At 73.7% G+C, this 15,667-nt stretch carries 11 protein-coding genes and 1 pseudogene; 6 read left to right on the top strand and 6 right to left on the bottom strand.

What is annotated here, in order from left to right:
* Both ACZ573_RS33230 and ACZ573_RS33225 read left to right on the top strand, forming a co-directional pair.
* A pseudogene (locus tag ACZ573_RS33230) lies at positions 1-234 on the top strand (hypothetical protein); the annotation flags it as partial.
* A gap of 84 nt (positions 235-318) precedes the next feature.
* Positions 319-2,745 (top strand): hypothetical protein, encoded by a 2,427-nt coding sequence (locus tag ACZ573_RS33225; RefSeq protein WP_471311594.1) that lies wholly within the window; start codon positions 319-321, stop codon positions 2,743-2,745.
* Between the two features lie 49 nt (positions 2,746-2,794).
* Here ACZ573_RS33225 and ACZ573_RS33220 read toward each other — a convergent pair whose 3' ends face one another.
* A complete protein-coding gene (locus ACZ573_RS33220) occupies positions 2,795-3,085 on the bottom strand; it encodes a hypothetical protein (RefSeq protein WP_471311591.1) in 291 nt (96 codons plus the stop codon).
* A 143-nt stretch (positions 3,086-3,228) separates the two neighbouring features.
* Here ACZ573_RS33220 and ACZ573_RS33215 point away from each other — a divergent pair, with 143 nt between their 5' ends.
* Positions 3,229-4,377: a glycerate kinase gene (locus ACZ573_RS33215; RefSeq protein ID WP_471311588.1), complete on the top strand. Its 1,149-nt coding sequence runs from the start codon at positions 3,229-3,231 to the stop codon at positions 4,375-4,377.
* Between the two features lie 277 nt (positions 4,378-4,654).
* On the opposite strand, the gene ACZ573_RS33210 is transcribed toward ACZ573_RS33215, so the two are convergent.
* Positions 4,655-5,236, bottom strand: a complete 582-nt coding sequence (locus tag ACZ573_RS33210; protein ID WP_471311585.1) for a cysteine hydrolase family protein — start codon at positions 5,234-5,236, stop codon at positions 4,655-4,657.
* A gap of 106 nt (positions 5,237-5,342) precedes the next feature.
* On the opposite strand from ACZ573_RS33210, the gene ACZ573_RS33205 reads away from it, so the two are divergent.
* Positions 5,343-6,338 (top strand): GlxA family transcriptional regulator, encoded by a 996-nt coding sequence (locus ACZ573_RS33205; RefSeq protein WP_471311583.1) that lies wholly within the window; start codon positions 5,343-5,345, stop codon positions 6,336-6,338.
* Positions 6,335-9,142, top strand: a complete 2,808-nt coding sequence (locus ACZ573_RS33200; protein ID WP_471311579.1) for a SpoIIE family protein phosphatase — start codon at positions 6,335-6,337, stop codon at positions 9,140-9,142. Before ACZ573_RS33205 ends, ACZ573_RS33200 begins: the two co-directional genes overlap by 4 nt.
* Before the next feature lie 52 nt (positions 9,143-9,194).
* On the opposite strand, the gene ACZ573_RS33195 is transcribed toward ACZ573_RS33200, so the two are convergent.
* From ACZ573_RS33195 to ACZ573_RS33180, 4 genes are all read right to left on the bottom strand, one after another.
* Complete coding sequence (locus ACZ573_RS33195; RefSeq protein ID WP_471311576.1) at positions 9,195-11,261, bottom strand: SpoIIE family protein phosphatase; 2,067 nt, start codon at positions 11,259-11,261, stop codon at positions 9,195-9,197.
* A gap of 150 nt (positions 11,262-11,411) precedes the next feature.
* Positions 11,412-12,515 (bottom strand): molybdopterin-dependent oxidoreductase, encoded by a 1,104-nt coding sequence (locus ACZ573_RS33190; RefSeq protein WP_471311574.1) that lies wholly within the window; start codon positions 12,513-12,515, stop codon positions 11,412-11,414.
* Between the two features lie 300 nt (positions 12,516-12,815).
* Entirely contained in the window at positions 12,816-14,072 is a 1,257-nt protein-coding gene (locus ACZ573_RS33185; protein ID WP_471311571.1) for an amino acid aminotransferase, read from the bottom strand.
* A complete protein-coding gene (locus ACZ573_RS33180; protein ID WP_471311568.1) occupies positions 14,065-15,042 on the bottom strand; it encodes a DMT family transporter in 978 nt (325 codons plus the stop codon). Before ACZ573_RS33180 ends, ACZ573_RS33185 begins: the two co-directional genes overlap by 8 nt.
* 135 nt (positions 15,043-15,177) lie before the next feature.
* Here ACZ573_RS33180 and ACZ573_RS33175 point away from each other — a divergent pair, with 135 nt between their 5' ends.
* Entirely contained in the window at positions 15,178-15,663 is a 486-nt protein-coding gene (locus ACZ573_RS33175; protein WP_471311565.1) for an Lrp/AsnC family transcriptional regulator, read from the top strand.
* Positions 15,664-15,667 lie beyond the last annotated feature (4 nt).

Below are 15,667 nucleotides of genomic sequence, written 5' to 3'. Positions count from 1 at the left end.
TACACCACGATCCAGTACGCCCTCGGCGCCACCGTCCCCGGCTGGGCCTCCCTCTTCATCGGCATGGTCTTCCTCGGCGGCGTCCAGCTCGTCTGCGTCGGCCTGCTCGGCGAGTACATAGGCCGGATCTACTCCGCCGTCCAGGCCCGCCCCGCCTACTTCGTCGGCTACGACTCCGCCGAGGACACCGCGGCCGCCGGCCACGACCAGCGGGTCTCCGAGTACGCGGCCTGATCCCTGGCGCCCGGTCCGGGGCGCTCCCGGCCGACCCCGTCCGGGGTCGGCCGACGCATAGCAGGTAGGGAAGAACCAAGACATATGGGTACAACTGGCAGCGTCGCGTCCGAGCGGACCGGCCTCGGGGCGCGGCCGCTGAGCGGCTCGTCCCCGTCCCGCGCGACCGACCGGCCCGGCCCGCACGCGTTCTGGCGCTTCCTGCCGGCGGCCGCCGCGTACCTGCTCCTGGTCTCCCTGCTGCTGGCCTCGGACACCACGGTCAGCGACATCGCCCGGTACACCTTCTACGTGCTCTGGGGCGTCATGCTCCCCGGCACGCTGGTCTTCCGGGCCCTTCGCCGGCGGCCACACACGCTGATCGAGGACCTCGCCTTCGGTGCGGTCCTCGGCCTCGTCCTGGAACTGGCCGCCTGGGCGGTCCTCGTCGGGGCCGGCGCCCAGTCGCTCGCCCTCGCGTGGCCGCTCGCCGTGGTGATCCCCTTCGCGGCCGTACCGAAGCTCCGCCGGCACTGGCGGCCGCGCGGTTACACCAGCCCCTCGCTGGGCTGGTCCTGGTCGGTCTCCGGGACGGTGATGCTCAGCAGCGTCTACTTCCACCAGACCTTCCTGTCCTTGTACCCGGTCCTCCCGGACAAAGAGGGCAGCAGGCTGTTCAACGACATGCCGTACCTGCTGTCGCTCGCCGCGAACGCGAAGCACAACGTCCCGCTGACCTTCCCCCAGGCTGCCGGCGAGCCCCTGCACTACCACTGGTTCACCTTCGCCCACATGGCCATGTCCGACATGGTGGGTCACATCGACCTCGCGGTGATCGAGTCCAGGCTCATGGTCCCCGCGCTGGCGGCGCTCGGCATGGTGATCGCCGCCGTGGTGGCCCAGCGCCTCGTCGGGCGGGCCTGGGCAGGTCCGCTGGCCGCGCTGCTGGTCTTCGCCGTGGCCGAGTTCACCGCCATCTACCCCAATCCCGTCCCCACCTGGACCTTCGGCGCCCCCGCCGTCCGGCTGATGTCCTGGTCGAGCCTCTCCCTGACGTACAGCCAGCCGCTGCTCATCGCGCTGATGGGGGTCATCGGCGACGCGCTGCGCCGGAGCCGCAAGGAGGGCGCGACAGCCGCGGACGGCGAGGGCGCCGACCGGGCCCCGCTCTTCGGCCGCGAGGTGTACGTCCTCGTCGCGCTGTTCGCCCTGGCATCGACCGCGGCCAAGGCGAGCACCCTGCCCGTCACGCTGGCCGGCCTGGCCCTGACCGGCCTCGTCCTGCTGATCACCACCCGGCGCATCCCGTGGCACGTGGTCGGGCTGGGCGCGGTCCTCGGCGGTGCCCAGCTCTTCGCGACGGCAGTCATCTTCAACTTCGAGAGCTACGGCCTGGAGATCATCCCGTTCGGCAACATCCGCGGCTACTGGGCCGATCAGGGGCACCTGCGCTCGCCGGCGTTCCAGGCCCTCGTGGTCGTGGGCACCCTGGTCGCCTTCCTGCTCAACCACCAGCTGAAGCTGCTCGGCATGATCCCGCTGATCTCGAAGCGGCGCTTCCGGCTGGAGCCCGTCCAGTGGTTCCTGCTCGGTGCCTCCGTGGCGGGACCGTGTGCCTACCTGGTCGTCAACGGCTACAACGCCAGCTACTTCACGCTCGCCTCGCTGCCTTTCGGGGCCATGCTCTCGGCCTGGGGCTTCTGCGAGACGTTCGAACGCGCCGCGCTCGGTGCGCGGGGCAAGGCCGCACTCGCCTTCGGCGTGCTCGCCTTCTCGGCGCTGCTCACCTTCGGGATCTACCGCTATTCCGGCCGCTGGACGGCCTACGTGCTGCGGCTCGCCGGCGACAAGGGGCGCGGGGCCACCTCCTACTCCGTGCTGCTGCCCGCGCTCGCCCTGGCCGCCGCGCTACTCCTGGCCGCCCTGGTCGGCGCGGTCCTGTGGCGGCTCGGCGGCCGGGTATGGCCCGCGCTGCGCGGGCGCGGCGCGATCGTCCTGCTGACCGCCGCCCTCACGGCCGGCACCCCGGGGCTCTTCCACGACATCCTGCAGTCCCGGCAAGCCCTGTGGTCGTACTCCTTCGTCCTGCCCGGCTCGCACGTGCAGGCGGCGCGCTGGATCCGTGCCCACAGCGAGCCGACGGACGTGCTGGCCACCAACAGTCACTGCTGGCAGGTGGAGGGCCCGCTGCCCACCGGGGCGAAGTGCGACAACAACACCCGCTCGCAGTGGCTCAGCGCGTACTCGGAGCGGTCGGTGCTGATCGAGGGCTGGGGGTACGCGCCACGGGCCATGGCGCTGTCGGGCGGCGGCGCCGCCTACTACGGCCCCTTCTGGGACCAGGAGCTGTTCCGGTTCAACGAGGACGCCGTCTACCGGCCGACGGCCGCGATCCTGCGCCGGCTCCACGACCGGTACCACGTCCGCTACATCGTGGCGCACCGCCCCTCGGGCGCCGAGTCGCCGCTCCTGGCCGGACTCGCGAAGAAGGTCTACGACAACGGCCGGCTGGCGGTGTACGAGCTGTCCTGACGGGCCGCAGGACCTGCCCGCCGGATCAAGGCCCGGGAGCCCCGAGACGTCACGCCTCCGGGGACCCCGGGCCTTCGCCGTCCCCGTACTCCCGCCCCTTGGACCCGGCCACGCGCCGCAGCCGCGGGTGGCGGGCCGCCCCCCGTTCGGTGACGGCGTCGCCGACCATGGCCCGGACCCCGTCCCGCATCCCGTGCAGGGGCTGGTGGCCGGGCGGGCCCGGCGCCGGGGCGATCACACCCACGGTGACGACGGCATGGTCGGGCGCGCCCTCCGCGGGGCCGCCGGATCCCCCTCCCGGGGTGTCCGGAGGTGGCCGTTCCAGTGATTCCGCGCTCATGCGGCCACACTATGCAGCCGTATATCCCTATTTAGGGGCATGTCGCGCCGGGTGTGGCCCAGGCCACTCATGGGCATAGGAGGATCCTCCGGATAAGCTCATGGCGGCGCGACTGCACTGTTCGATAGCAAGGGAATAGCAAGGTGACGGACGGAGCAGTAAATGAGGCCGCGCGCGTGCTCATCGCCGCGGACAAATTCAAGGGTTCGCTCACGGCCGTTCAGGTCGCGGAGCGGGTGACGGCCGGCCTGCGCAGGGCCGTACCGGACGTGGAGATCGAGACCCTCCCCGTCGCGGACGGCGGCGACGGAACGGTCGCGGCAGCCGTGGCAGCCGGCTTCGAACGCCGGGAGGTACGGGTCACCGGACCCCTCGGCGACCAGGTCACGGCCGCCTTCGCGCTGCGCGAGGGCACCGCGGTGGTCGAGATGGCGGAGGCCTCCGGGCTGCAGCTGCTGCCGGCGGGCACCTTCGCCGCGCTGACGGCGACCACGTACGGCTCGGGCGAGCTGCTCAAGGCCGCGCTGGACGCGGGCGCGCGCTCGATCGTCTTCGGTGTGGGCGGCAGTGCCACCACCGACGGCGGCGCCGGCATGCTGGCCGCCCTGGGCGCGGTGTTCCTGGATGCGAACGGCGAACCGGTGGGTCCGGGCGGCGGCGCGCTGGCCGAGCTGGCCTCGGCCGACCTGTCCGGCATCGACCCGCGCTTCGCGGAGGTGGAGTTCGTCCTCGCGAGCGACGTGGACAACCCGCTGACCGGTCCGAAGGGCTGCGCCGCGGTCTACGGCCCGCAGAAGGGGGCGTCGCCCGAGGACGTGGCGACGCTCGACGCGGCGCTGGCGCACTTCGCGGTGGTCCTGGAGAAGTCGATCGGCACGAAGGCCGCCGAGTGCGCGGTGCTCCCGGGTGCCGGTGGCGCGGGCGGCATCGGCTACGGGGCCCTGCTGCTCGGCGCGACGTTCCGTCCCGGCATCGAGCTGATGCTGGAGGTGCTCGGCTTCGCCCCCGCGCTGGAGCGGGCCACGCTGGTCATCACCGGTGAGGGCTCCCTGGACGAGCAGACCCTGCACGGCAAGGCCCCGGCGGGTGTCGCGGCCGCGGCGCGCGCGGCGGGCAAGCCCGTGGTGGCCGTGTGCGGCCGGCTGCTGCTGACCCAGGAAGCCCTGGAGGGGGCCGGCATCCGCAAGGCGTACCCGCTCACGGACCTGGAGCCCGACCCGGCCAAGTCCATCCCGAACGCGGGTCCCCTGCTGGAGCAGGTCGCGGCCGGCATCGCCGCCGACGTCCTCTGACGCGGCCGCCACCTTCGAGGGCCCCGACCCCCCTGCCCGGGGGCGGGGCCCCTCACCCTGCCCCGCCGGCCCCTCCCGGCTTCGCCGACCCCTTTCGGCTTCACCGGCCCGACCCGGCCTCGCCGGGCGAATCCAGCCTCGCCGGCGGTGTGAGCAGGGGGCACCTCCCAGAGGTAGCCGGGGGAGGGTCCGGGCGGAGCCCGGTGCCCGGCGGAGCCGGGTTTCCTGGGGCTCCGCACCAGACCCCGCGCCTCACACGCCGGCGCGGCTGAAATCGCTACGCCGCGAGGAGGTCGGCCGTGGTGACCACGCGGGCGAAGCCGCCGCCCTGAAGGTTCACCGCGGTGGCGGTGGCGAGCTCGTCCGCCGTCAGGGCGAGGCCCCCCGGCCCCGCGAGGTCGAAGGTGTGCGTGGCGTCGAGCGGGACGAGCACGTCGTAGCCCAGGTTCCCCGCCATCCGGGCCGTGGTCTCGACGCACATGTTGGTCTGGATGCCGACCAGCACCAGCTGGCCGATCCCCCGGGCCTTCAGCCAGTCGGCCAGGTCCGGGGTGCCGTAGAAGGCCGAGTTCACTGTCTTGGTGATCACCAGGGCCCCCTGGCTCCGCTTCTCGACCAGGTCCTTGAAGGCATGGCCGGGGTGATCGGCGGCGAGGACGGAGCCGGGCTGCACGGACGCGTGCCGGACGAGGACCACCGGGCGGCCGGCCGCCTGCCAGGCGTCCATCAGGGCCGCGATGTTGTCCTCGGCCGCCGGGTTGTTGCGGGGCCCCCAGAAGGACTCCTCGTCGAAGCCCTTCTGCACGTCGATGACCAGCAGGGCACTGTCGGGAGCGATCTCGATCGCGGTCGTTGTCATGGCTCCATGCTGCCCGCCGGGCCGCGGGCCCGACAGCGCCCGCGAGGCCCCGTACCGATGGGATCCTGCCAGACTGGCAGTTCCGGCCCCCTGGCAGACTGGCCGGATGCGCCGCGTCGCGATCGTCGTCCAGCCCGGTATCCGCAGCTTCGACCTCGCCGTCATCACCGAGGTCTGGGGCCCCGACCGCAGCCACGCCGGGGTGCCCGGCTTCGAGCTGCGCCGGTGCGCCCTGGAACCCGGTCCGATCCCGCTGCCCGGCGGGCTGACCCTGTCCCCCGACCGGGGGCTGGACTGGCTGGCCACCGCGGACCTGGTCGTCGTACCGGCGCTGGCCGAGCCGGCCGATCCGACGCCCGCGCCGGTCCTCGCCGCCCTGCGCGAGGCGCACGGCCGGGGCGTGCCGGTCGCCGCCCTGTGTGCCGGGGCGTTCATCCTGGCGGAGGCCGGTCTGCTGGAGGGCCGCCGGGCGGTCACCCACTGGTGGCTGGCCCCGCAGCTCGCCGCGCGCTACCCGGGGATCGTGGTCGAGGACGCCCCGCTCTACGTCGAGGACGGCGGGCTGTGGACCTCCGCCGGGGTGGCTTCCGGGATCGACCTGTGCCTGCACCTGGTCCGGGAGGCGCACGGAGCCGAGGCCGCCGCCGCCATCGCCCGTTCCATGGTGACGGGCCCCTTCCGCACCGGGGACCACGCCCAGTACCTGGACCGGCCCGTCCCGGCCGCGGACCGGACGGCCGAGGCGCTGGCCGCCGTACGGGCGCGTGCCCTGCGTTCGCTGCACGAGCCCCTGTCCGTGGCGACCATGGCCGGCTGGGCCGGGATGTCCCCGCGTTCCTTCGCCCGGCACTTCGCCGCCGCCACCGGCACCACCCCGCACCGGTGGCTGCTGGGCCACCGGCTGGACGCGGCCCGCAAGCTGCTGGAGCGCACCGACCATCCGGTGCCGGAAGTGGCCCGGCGGGCCGGTTTCGCCAGTGAGGTCACCTTCCGCCAGCACTTCACCGCGCAGGTCGGACTCGGCCCACGCGCGTACCGTGCGGCCTCCTGCGTACCGGCAGCCGCACCAAACCCCGCGGACAGTGTTAGAAAGGGCTCATGACCGGACGTTTTGGTCGCCAGCCGACCGGGTGGGGCTCGCGGCTGTTCGCGCGCCTGTCCCGGTGGGCACACAGCGTCGCCGGTCAGGTCTTCGCCCTCCAGGCGATGATCGTGCTCCTGCTGATCGCCGCCGCCGCGGCGGCCCTGGTCTTCCAGGCCCAGTACGACAGCGAGCGCGACGCCCGTCACCGCTCGCTCGCGGCGGCCGAGTCCTTCGCGAACGCCCCCGGTATCGTGTCGGCGCTGCTCTCGACGGATCCGACCGCTCTGCTCCAGCCGCTGGCCGAGGCCGCCCGCCGGGGTTCGGGCGTCGACTTCATCGCCGTCATGAACACCGACGGGATCCGTTACACCGACTCGCAGCCCGAGCTGATCGGCCGGCGGGCCACCGGTGACCTCAGCCGCGCCCTCGCCGGGCATGCCTTCACGGAAACGTTCCGGGGCGAGCCGAGCGACGCCGTCCGGGCCGTCGTCCCGATACGGAACTCCGACGGCGTCGTCATCGGCCTGGTCGGCACCGGCATAGACGTCGAGAACGTCTCCCAGGTCGTCGAGGGTCAGCTCCCGCTCCTGCTCGGTGCGGCCGCGGGCGCCCTGCTGCTCGGTACCGGTGGTGCTGCCCTGGTCAGCGGCCGGCTGCGGCGCCAGACCCGGGGCCTGGGCGCGGCCGAGATGAGCCGGATCAACGAGCACCACGAGGCCGTCCTGCACGCCGTCCGCGAGGGCGTGGTCATCATCGACGCCGACCAGCGGCTCGTCCTGGCCAACGACGAGGCCCGCCGGCTGCTCGGCCTGCCGCCCGACCCCGAGAACCGGCACGTCACCGACCTCGGCCTCGACCCGCGCACCGCGGAACTGCTCGCCTCCGGCCAGGTCGTGACGGACCACGTGCACCTGGCGGGCGACCGGCTGCTCGCCGTCAACGTACGGCCCACCGCGCAGTACAAGGGCATGTCCACGGGCAGCGTCGTGACCCTGCGCGACTCCACCGAGCTCGCCGCGGTCTCCGGCCGGGCCGAAGTGGCCCGTGGCCGGCTCCAGCTGCTCTACGACGCCGGTGTGCGGATCGGTACCACCCTGGACGTGGTGCGGACCGCCGAGGAGCTGTCGGAGGTCGCCGTCCCCCGGTTCGCGGACTTCGTCACGGTGGAGCTGCTGGAGCCGGTGCTGCACGGTGACGAGCCCTCCCTGGTCACCGGGATCTACACCGAGATGCGCCGGGCCGCGATCACCGGCGTACGTGCCGACTCGCCGCTCCAGCCGGTGGGCGACATCATCCGGTTCGTCGTGCCGACGGCCCCGATGGCGGCGGCCCTGGACGCCGGGCACGCGGTGCTCGCGGCCGACCTGAACGCTGCCATGGGCTGGCGGGCCCAGGACTCCCAGGGCACCCGGGTGGCGCTCGACTACGGGCTGCACTCGCTGATCTCCGTACCGCTCCGGGCCCGGGGCGTGGTCCTGGGCATGGCCAACTTCTGGCGGGCCGACACCCCGGAGCCCTTCGACGAGGAGGACCGGTCCTTCGCGGCCGAGCTGGGTGCGCGCGCGGCGGTCTCCATCGACAACGCCCGCCGCTTCACCCGCGAGCACGCGATGGCCGTGACGCTCCAGCGCAGCCTCCTGCCCCGGGTGCTGCCCGCCCAGAACGCCGTGGACGTGGCCTTCCGCTATCTGCCCGCGAAGGCGGGGGTGGGCGGGGACTGGTTCGACGTGATCCCGCTGCCGGGGGGCCGGGTGGCGCTGGTCGTCGGCGATGTGGTGGGGCACGGGGTGCACGCCGCGGCGACCATGGGCCGGCTGCGGACCGCGGTGCACAACTTCTCCACGCTGGACCTGCCCCCCGACGAGCTGCTCGGGCACCTGGACGAGCTGATCAACCGGATCGACCAGAACGACACCGGGAGCGGGCTCCCGGGCGGGGACGGGGAGGGCGGCGCCGAGGAGGCCTCGGAAGGGGCCGCCGAGCCGGCCGGGGTTACCGGTGCCACCTGTCTCTACGCGGTCTACGACCCGGTCTCCGGGCGGTGCCTGATGGCCAGCGCCGGCCATCCCGGGCCCGCGCTGATCCGCCCCGGAGGGGACGTCGAATTCCCCGAGCTGCCGGCCGGGCTGCCCTTGGGCGTGGGCGGCATGCCCTTCGAGGCCGCCGAGTTCGTGCTCCCCGAGGGAAGCCGGCTGGTGCTGTTCACCGACGGCCTGGTGGAGGACCGCGACCGGGACTTCGACTCCGGACTGCAGCTGCTGGGCGAGTCGCTGGCGCGGCCCGGCCGCAGTCCCGACCAGGCCTGCTCGGACGTGCTCGCCGCGATGCTGTTCCCGGTGCCGAGCGACGACATCGCCCTGTTGGTGGCCGACACCCGGCGGCTGGCGGCCGACCGGATCGCCGAGTGGGAGGTGCCGGGCGAGGCCTCGGCCGTCTCGCGCGTGCGCAACGCGGGCGCGGCGCAGCTCGCGGCGTGGGGGCTGGAGGAGATCTCCTTCTCCACCGAGCTGATCCTCAGCGAGCTGGTCACCAACGCCATCCGGTACGGGAGCGCGCCCGTGCGGGTGCGGCTGCTGCGCGACCGCAGCCTCGTCTGCGAGGTCTCCGACGGCAGCAGCACCTCACCGCACCTGCGGTACGCGGCGACCACCGACGAGGGCGGGCGCGGGCTGTTCCTCGTCGCCCAGTACGCCGACCGGTGGGGCACCCGCTACACCGAGCGCGGCAAGGTCATCTGGGCCGAGCTGCCGCTGACGGGGGGCCCGGAGCCGCTGGCGGCGGACCCGCTGGACCTGGACGCGCTGGAGGACCTGGCCTGGTGAGCCGGCCGACCGGGGTCCGGGGCATGGGGGCGGGGGGCTCGGGGGGCCGGGCTCACACCGGCCGGGTGCGGGCCAGCAGCACCGCGACGTCGTCCTGCTGGGCGCACGGCAGGAGCATCTGCAGGATCCCCTCGCACAGTTCCTCCAGGGGCTGCTCCACCTGGTTCAGGGCGCCCGCCAGCTGGGCCATCCCCTCGTCGAGGTCCCGGTCCCGGGCCTCGATGAGGCCGTCGGTGTAGAGCACGAGCAGGCTCCCCGGCGGCAGCCGTACCTCCTCGGTGCGGAAGTCCTGCCCGCCCGCGCCCAGCGGGGTCCCGGGCGGGCCGTCGAGGAAGACGATGGCCCCGTCGGGGGTGACCACGGCGGGCGGCGGGTGGCCGGCCCGGGCGATCACGCAGCCGCCGGACGCCGCGTCGTGGACGGCGTACACGCAGGTGGCCATCTCGTCCTCGCCCAGGTCGGCCACGACGGCGTCGAGCGAGCGGAGCAGCTGGGCCGGGGGCACGTCGTGGCGCGCGAGGGTCCGTACGGCCGTGCGCAACTGCCCCATGACGGCGGCGGCGTGGACGCCGTGGCCCATGACGTCCCCGATGACCAGCCCGGTCCGGCCGCCGGGCAGCGGGATGACGTCGTACCAGTCCCCGCCGACGTCGTGCTCGCTGGCGGGCAGGTAGCGCCCGGTGAGTTCGAGGCCCGGGACCTCGGGCAGCGCGCTGTTGGTGAGGCTGCGCTGGAGGGTCAGGGCCGCCTGGCGCTGGAGGGTGTACATCCGGGCGTTGTCGATGTTGAGGGCCGCGCGGGCGACGAGCTCGTCGACGAGGATGCGGTCCTGCTCGTCGAAGGGTTCGCGCTCGCGCGTGCGGGTCACGGCGACGGCGCCGAGCACGGTGCCGCGGGCGACCAGCGGGACCAGGCGGGCCGAGCCCAGGGTGGCGAGGTAGGTGCGCAGTGCTTCGGCGCGCGGTGAGGTGATCAGTGCGGGGATGTCTGCGAGGTAGAGGTTCATGGGCCGTCCCTCGGCGATGACCTGCTCGTAGGTGGTGCCCATGGGGATCTGGAAGGTCTGGCCGGGGGCGAGCTTCGCGGTGGGGGCGCTCGGGTCGGGGAAGTGGGCGGCCAGCCGGCGCAGGACCCCGCGTGTGGAGGCCGCGTGGACCGGGCCCTCGTCGGGGAGCAGGACCGCTTCGAGCAGCTGGACGTCGGCCGAGTCGGCGAGCTGCGGCACCAGCACGTCCACGATCTCCTGGGCGGTCTGGTGGAGGTCCAGGGTGGTGCCGATGCGGGTGCCCGCCTCGGCGAGCAGGGCGAACCGGTGCCGGGCCCGTTCGGCGTCGGCCTGGGCCCGCTGGGCCTCGGTGATGTCGATGAGCGAGGCGATCACACCGAGGGCCCGGCCGGAGCCGTCCAGCAGCGGGGCGTACGAGCAGGACCAGGTCCGGTCGTTCTCCGGGTCGGCGGGGGTCCGCCCGGTGCGGCGGACGTCGACGACGGCGGTGCCCCGGTCGAGGACCTGCTGCATCGTCGCTTCCAGCGCGAGGGCGTTGACGCCGGGGACCACCTCGGTGAGCCGCTTGCCGAGGTGCTCGGCGGCGGGGACGCCGTTCATCCGGGCCAGGGCGTCGTTGACGCGGAGGAAGCGCAGGTCGGTGCCGAGGGTGGCGAGACCTATGGGCGACTGGGTGAACAGGCTCTGGAGGGCGGCGAGGGAGTCCCGCATGTGGAGCACCTCGGAGGTCTCCACGGCGATGAGCATGGCCCCCGTCCGGCCCTGCGGGTCGGCGGCGGGGACGATCCACATCTCCATCGGGACGCGGTGACCGTCGCGGTGGCGCACGGGCAGGGTGCCGACGACGGTCTCGCCGGACTGGACGCGCCGCGTCAGCTGGCCGGCGAGCTCCTGGTTGGCCTCGGGGACGAGCATGGCGCTGCCGGGGAGGCCGATGATGTCCTCGGGGCGGTGCCCGAGCAGGTCCTGGGCGGCCAGCGACCACTCCACGATGCGCCCGTCGGCGTCCTCCCGCCACAGGGCGATCGGCAGCAGCTCGCGGAGTACGCCCGCGTACCCGACAGCTGCGGCCGACGGCTCCGGCACCTCGCTCGTCGCCTGGTAAGTGTCCAACGCACCGACCTCACCCCGGGGGGCCTGATTCCTACCGGTTCACCCTAGCCGAGGCAGGGGCGCGGGGCTCTGTGTCGGCCGGTCCCGGCCGGGGCGCGGCAGCGCCGGCACCGGTGGCGGCCCCTGGTGCGCGTGCCTCACCCGCCCCGCTCATACGACCACCACCTCGACGGCTGCCACGGGGTTGCAGCCGTAGCCGCGGGCGTTCCACGGGGCCTGCGGCGGCTGCGTGCCGCCGTGGGCGTCGGTGGCGCGGGAGACCAGCCGGTACGGTCCGGGCTGCTGCGGCGTCCACCGGTACGACCAGGCACTCCAGCCGTAAGGGCCGGCGGGCGCTTCGAGGAGGGCCTCGTGCCAGCCGCGCTCGCGGTGGCGGTCGTCGTCCTCGTACTCGGCGCGCACCTCGACGCTCCGCAGCGGCACCCCGCCGCCGGACCAGGCGCGGCCGCGGAGGAGGGTCTCGTGGCCCCGGCACACGGCCGTGTCCGGTTCGGGTTCGGTGATGAGCGACTTGACCCGCACGTTCGTCACCGGGCCTTCGGGGGTGCCGCGGGAGGCCACGTAGAGGTATTCCTCGCTCTGGAAGACACCGGCGAACGGGCGGGTCACGGCCCGGGCCCCGACCAGCCACTTCACGTCGGCGACGGCGTAGCGGCCGGGGACCAGCAGGCGGACCGGGGCCCCGTGCTCGGGGGTGAGCGGCTGTCCGTTCATACGGGTGACGAGGAGGGTGTCCGGGTGGAGGGCCACGGCGAGCGGGAGGCTGCGCTCGAAGGCCGCCCGGTGGCCGCGCACCGGGCCGGAGTCGGCGCCGGTGAAGACGACCTCCACGGCCGGCGGTCCGATCAGGGCCCGCTCGGCGAGGAGGCGGAAGGGCACTCCGGCGAAGTGCGCGCAGCCCACCGCCTGCTGGCCCCAGGGCAGGCCGGCCGGGCGGGGTGTCATCAGGCTGCGGCCGTTGCCCGCGCACTCCACCACGACGTCGAGTTCCCGGTGCTCCATCGCGAGCAGCTCCGCGTAGCCGATGGCGAAGGGGGCGGCCACGGCGCCGCCGATCCGCAGCCGCCACTGGCCGGGCGGGGTCCGCGGGATGCCGAAGTGGTCGCGTACGAAGAAGGCACCGACGGGGGTGACCGGCTCGGCCAGCGCGGCCGAGGGCGTCTGCGCGTTGTACGGGTCTGCGGTGACGGTTTCAGGCTCCCAGACCGTGGCGCCGGGCCCTCGGGCGGGGAGCGGGACGGGCCATGTGGTCATGGCGGCACCTTCCGTCGGGCTCGTGGCGGGCGCGACGCGGATTTCTTTACAGAGTACGTCCGGACAAAGCCTTGACTGGGTGCGAATTGGGAGGAAACTCATCAATACACCGGATAACCGGAAAGAGCCGCACTTCCCTCTGGAGACGTCCTCAGGCCCGCGTGACCCTTGTCCAGGCTCGGGCCAGGCCCCCGGCAGCACCTGTCGGCCAGGGGAGCCATCGGCGACGGCGGATGGCTCATGGAACCGACGGACTGCCGGGGACTGTCTTGTGCTCTGTGGCCGACCCCCTGACCGGGCCTACGCCTGAACGGCGGCGGCCGGTCCGGACTGCTGCTGGCGCGGGAGCGCCGGGATCGTGCGGGGCGCTTCGGCCGTGCCGAGGACGCCGGCGATGCCCCGGGCGAGGCAGGGGATCCGGTGCGCCGGGATGCCCGCGATGTTGATCCGCCCCGAGGTCGTGCCGTAGACGGCGTACTGCCTGCGCAGCCGGAGCATCTGCTGCGCGGACAGCGGCAGCATCGAGAACATGCCCTTCTGCCGGGCGAGCGAGCGCGCCTGGTCCGCGCAGCCGAGCGCGCTCAGGTGGGCGACCAGATCGGCCCGGTTGTCCATGATCCGGCCGCGCATGACCTCCAGCTCCGCGCGCCAGGCGGCCCGCAGCCCGTCGTCCTCCAGGATCGTGGTCACCACGGCCGCGCCGTGCTCGGGCGGCATCGAGTAGAGCGTCCGGGCGGCGTTCTGCAGGGCGGTCTCGGCATGCCGGACGGCCTGGCCCGAGGCACCGAGCACGATGGCGCAGCCGACGCGGTCGCTGTAGAGGCCGAAGTTCTTCGAGCAGCTGACCGCGATCAGCATTTCCGGCACCCGCGCCGCCAGCATCCGCGTGGGCAGCAGGTCGGACTCCAAGCCGTCGCCGAGGCCGTGGTAGGCGAGGTCGACGAAGGGTACCCAGCCCCTGCGGGCGGCCGATTCGGCGAGCGCCTCCCAGTCGTCCAGCAGCGGGTCCACGCCCGTGGGGTTGTGGCAGCAGCCCTGGAGCAGGACCACGTCGTCCCGCTCCGCCTCCTGCAGTTCCCGCAGCACACCGGCCGTGTCGAAGCCGCCCTCGGCGTCGCGCCAGCCGTACGTACGCACGCGCAGCCCGGCGGCCTCCAGGATGGGCCGGTGGTTGACGTAGGCCGGATCGCTGATCCACACCGTGGCGCCCGGGCGGGTCCGGCAGATCAGGTCGGCGAGCAGCCGCAGCGCGCCGGAGCCCGCGACGGTCTGGACGGCCGCGGCCCGGTCGGTGGGCCCGGCCGGGCCCAGGACCAGCTCCAGCAGGGAACGGTTGAAGGCCGCGTTGCCGGAGAGCCCACGGTACTCCTTGGAGTCGGAGCGCTCCGCCAGGCGGATCTCGGCCTCGCGCACGGCGGTCATGACGGGTGTGGTGCCCGTCTGGTCCCGGTAGACGCCGAGGACGAGGTTGAGGCGTTCGGGCCGCTCGTCACTGCCGAACTCGTAGGTCAGGTCCCACAGCGGGTCGGTGGGCGGCGTGGGGAGGAGCTCAAGCATCTGCGGGAACCTTGGGTCGTGGGCGGCGGTTGGCGAGGACGACGCCGGCGGTGATGAGGGGGACGCCGACGAGTACGGCGAGGGTCGGTGTCTCGCCGAGCAGCGGGACGGCGAGCAGGACGACGGCGACGGGGCTGAGGCTGCCGACGACGGCGCTGCGCTCGGCGCCGAGGCGGCGGATGGCGAAGGCGTACAGCAGGCCCGCGCACAGGCCGACCCCCAGCCCCTGCACGACGAGGAACAGCGCGATGTCGCTGCCCGCCGCGTGCGCGATGCCGGTGGGGAGCACCCCGGTCAGCACCAGGAGCCCGATCACGGCGAAGGAGGGCAGGCACAGCAGTCCGATCGACCCGATCGGGTCGAGGCCGACCTCGCGCAGCCCCACGGTGTAGAGGGCCCAGAGGCCGCTGGCCACCAGGAGCGTGCCGGCGCCGGCGAGGACGTCGGTGTCGACGGGGACGACGTAGCGCCAGACGAGGGCGGCCACGCCGGCCGCGATCAGGGCGAGTCCGGCGGCCTGCGTGCCGCGGGGGACGCCGTGGCCCCGGCGGATCATGATCGCGGAGACGAACAGCGGGACCATGCCGGGGACGATGGAGCCGACGAAGGCGGCGGACGTCAGCGCGCCGCCGTGCATCGCGGCCAGGAAGAACGGCACCCCGGCACCGCAGACGATCTTCACCGCGGGGCCCGGCCGCACCGCGGCGATGGCGCGCCGGCGCCGCCACAGGGCGGGGAACAGGACGACGAGGGGGACACCGAAGCGCAGCAGGGCCGCGTCTGCGGGCAGCAGGGAGGAACCGCTCAGGGCCCGGGCGCTGAGCGCGAAGGCCGCCCAGATCGACACGGTGACCAGCAAGGCCAGCATGCCCTCGGCCTGTGGGGAGAGCCCGCGCCGGCCGGGGTGTCCGGCCCGCGGGCCCGCCGCATCGGGAGGCAGGGTCGCCCGGGTGGTGTTCGTCGCGACCAAGGAAGTGCTCCAGCCTCTGAGACCCGGACCGGTCCGGTCCGTGCCTGGGCAACGCTAGAGCGTGGGGCGGGGCAGCCGATTGCCAGTTCTGCCTCTCGGACATACGTTTGGGGCAGAATCTGCCAAGGAGCGACCATGGACGCAGTGGATCTGCAGATCATCAGGGAATTGCAGGCCGACGGGCGCCTGTCCAACCAGGACCTCGCCGACCGCGTCCGGCTGTCCCCGTCGCCCTGCCTGCGCCGGGTACGGCGGCTGGAGGAGGCGGGCCTGATCCGCGGCTACACGGCCATGGTCGACCAGGTCGCCTTCGGGCTCCCGGTCACCGTCTTCGTCCGGATCCGCCTGGAACGCCACACGGCGGAGGCGGTGCGGCTGTTCGAGGAGCACGTCGCGGTCATCGAGCACATCCAGGACTGCTACCTGATGGCGGGCAGCAGCGACTACCTGCTCCGGATCGTCATCGAGGACCTGGAGGCCTACGAATCCCTGGTGCGCCACCGGATCCACGCCATCCCCGGGATCGCCTCGATCGAGTCGAGCTTCGCGTTCGGCAGCGTCAAGCAGTCCCGGACCTACCCGCGGCCCGCCCCGGGCGCCTCCGGGCGTACGCCGCGCTGACGAC

The organism is Streptomyces sp. NPDC040545, assembly GCF_055595065.1.
The sequence above is the reverse complement of the archived record's forward strand: the minus strand, read 5'-3'. Positions and strand labels throughout refer to the sequence as shown.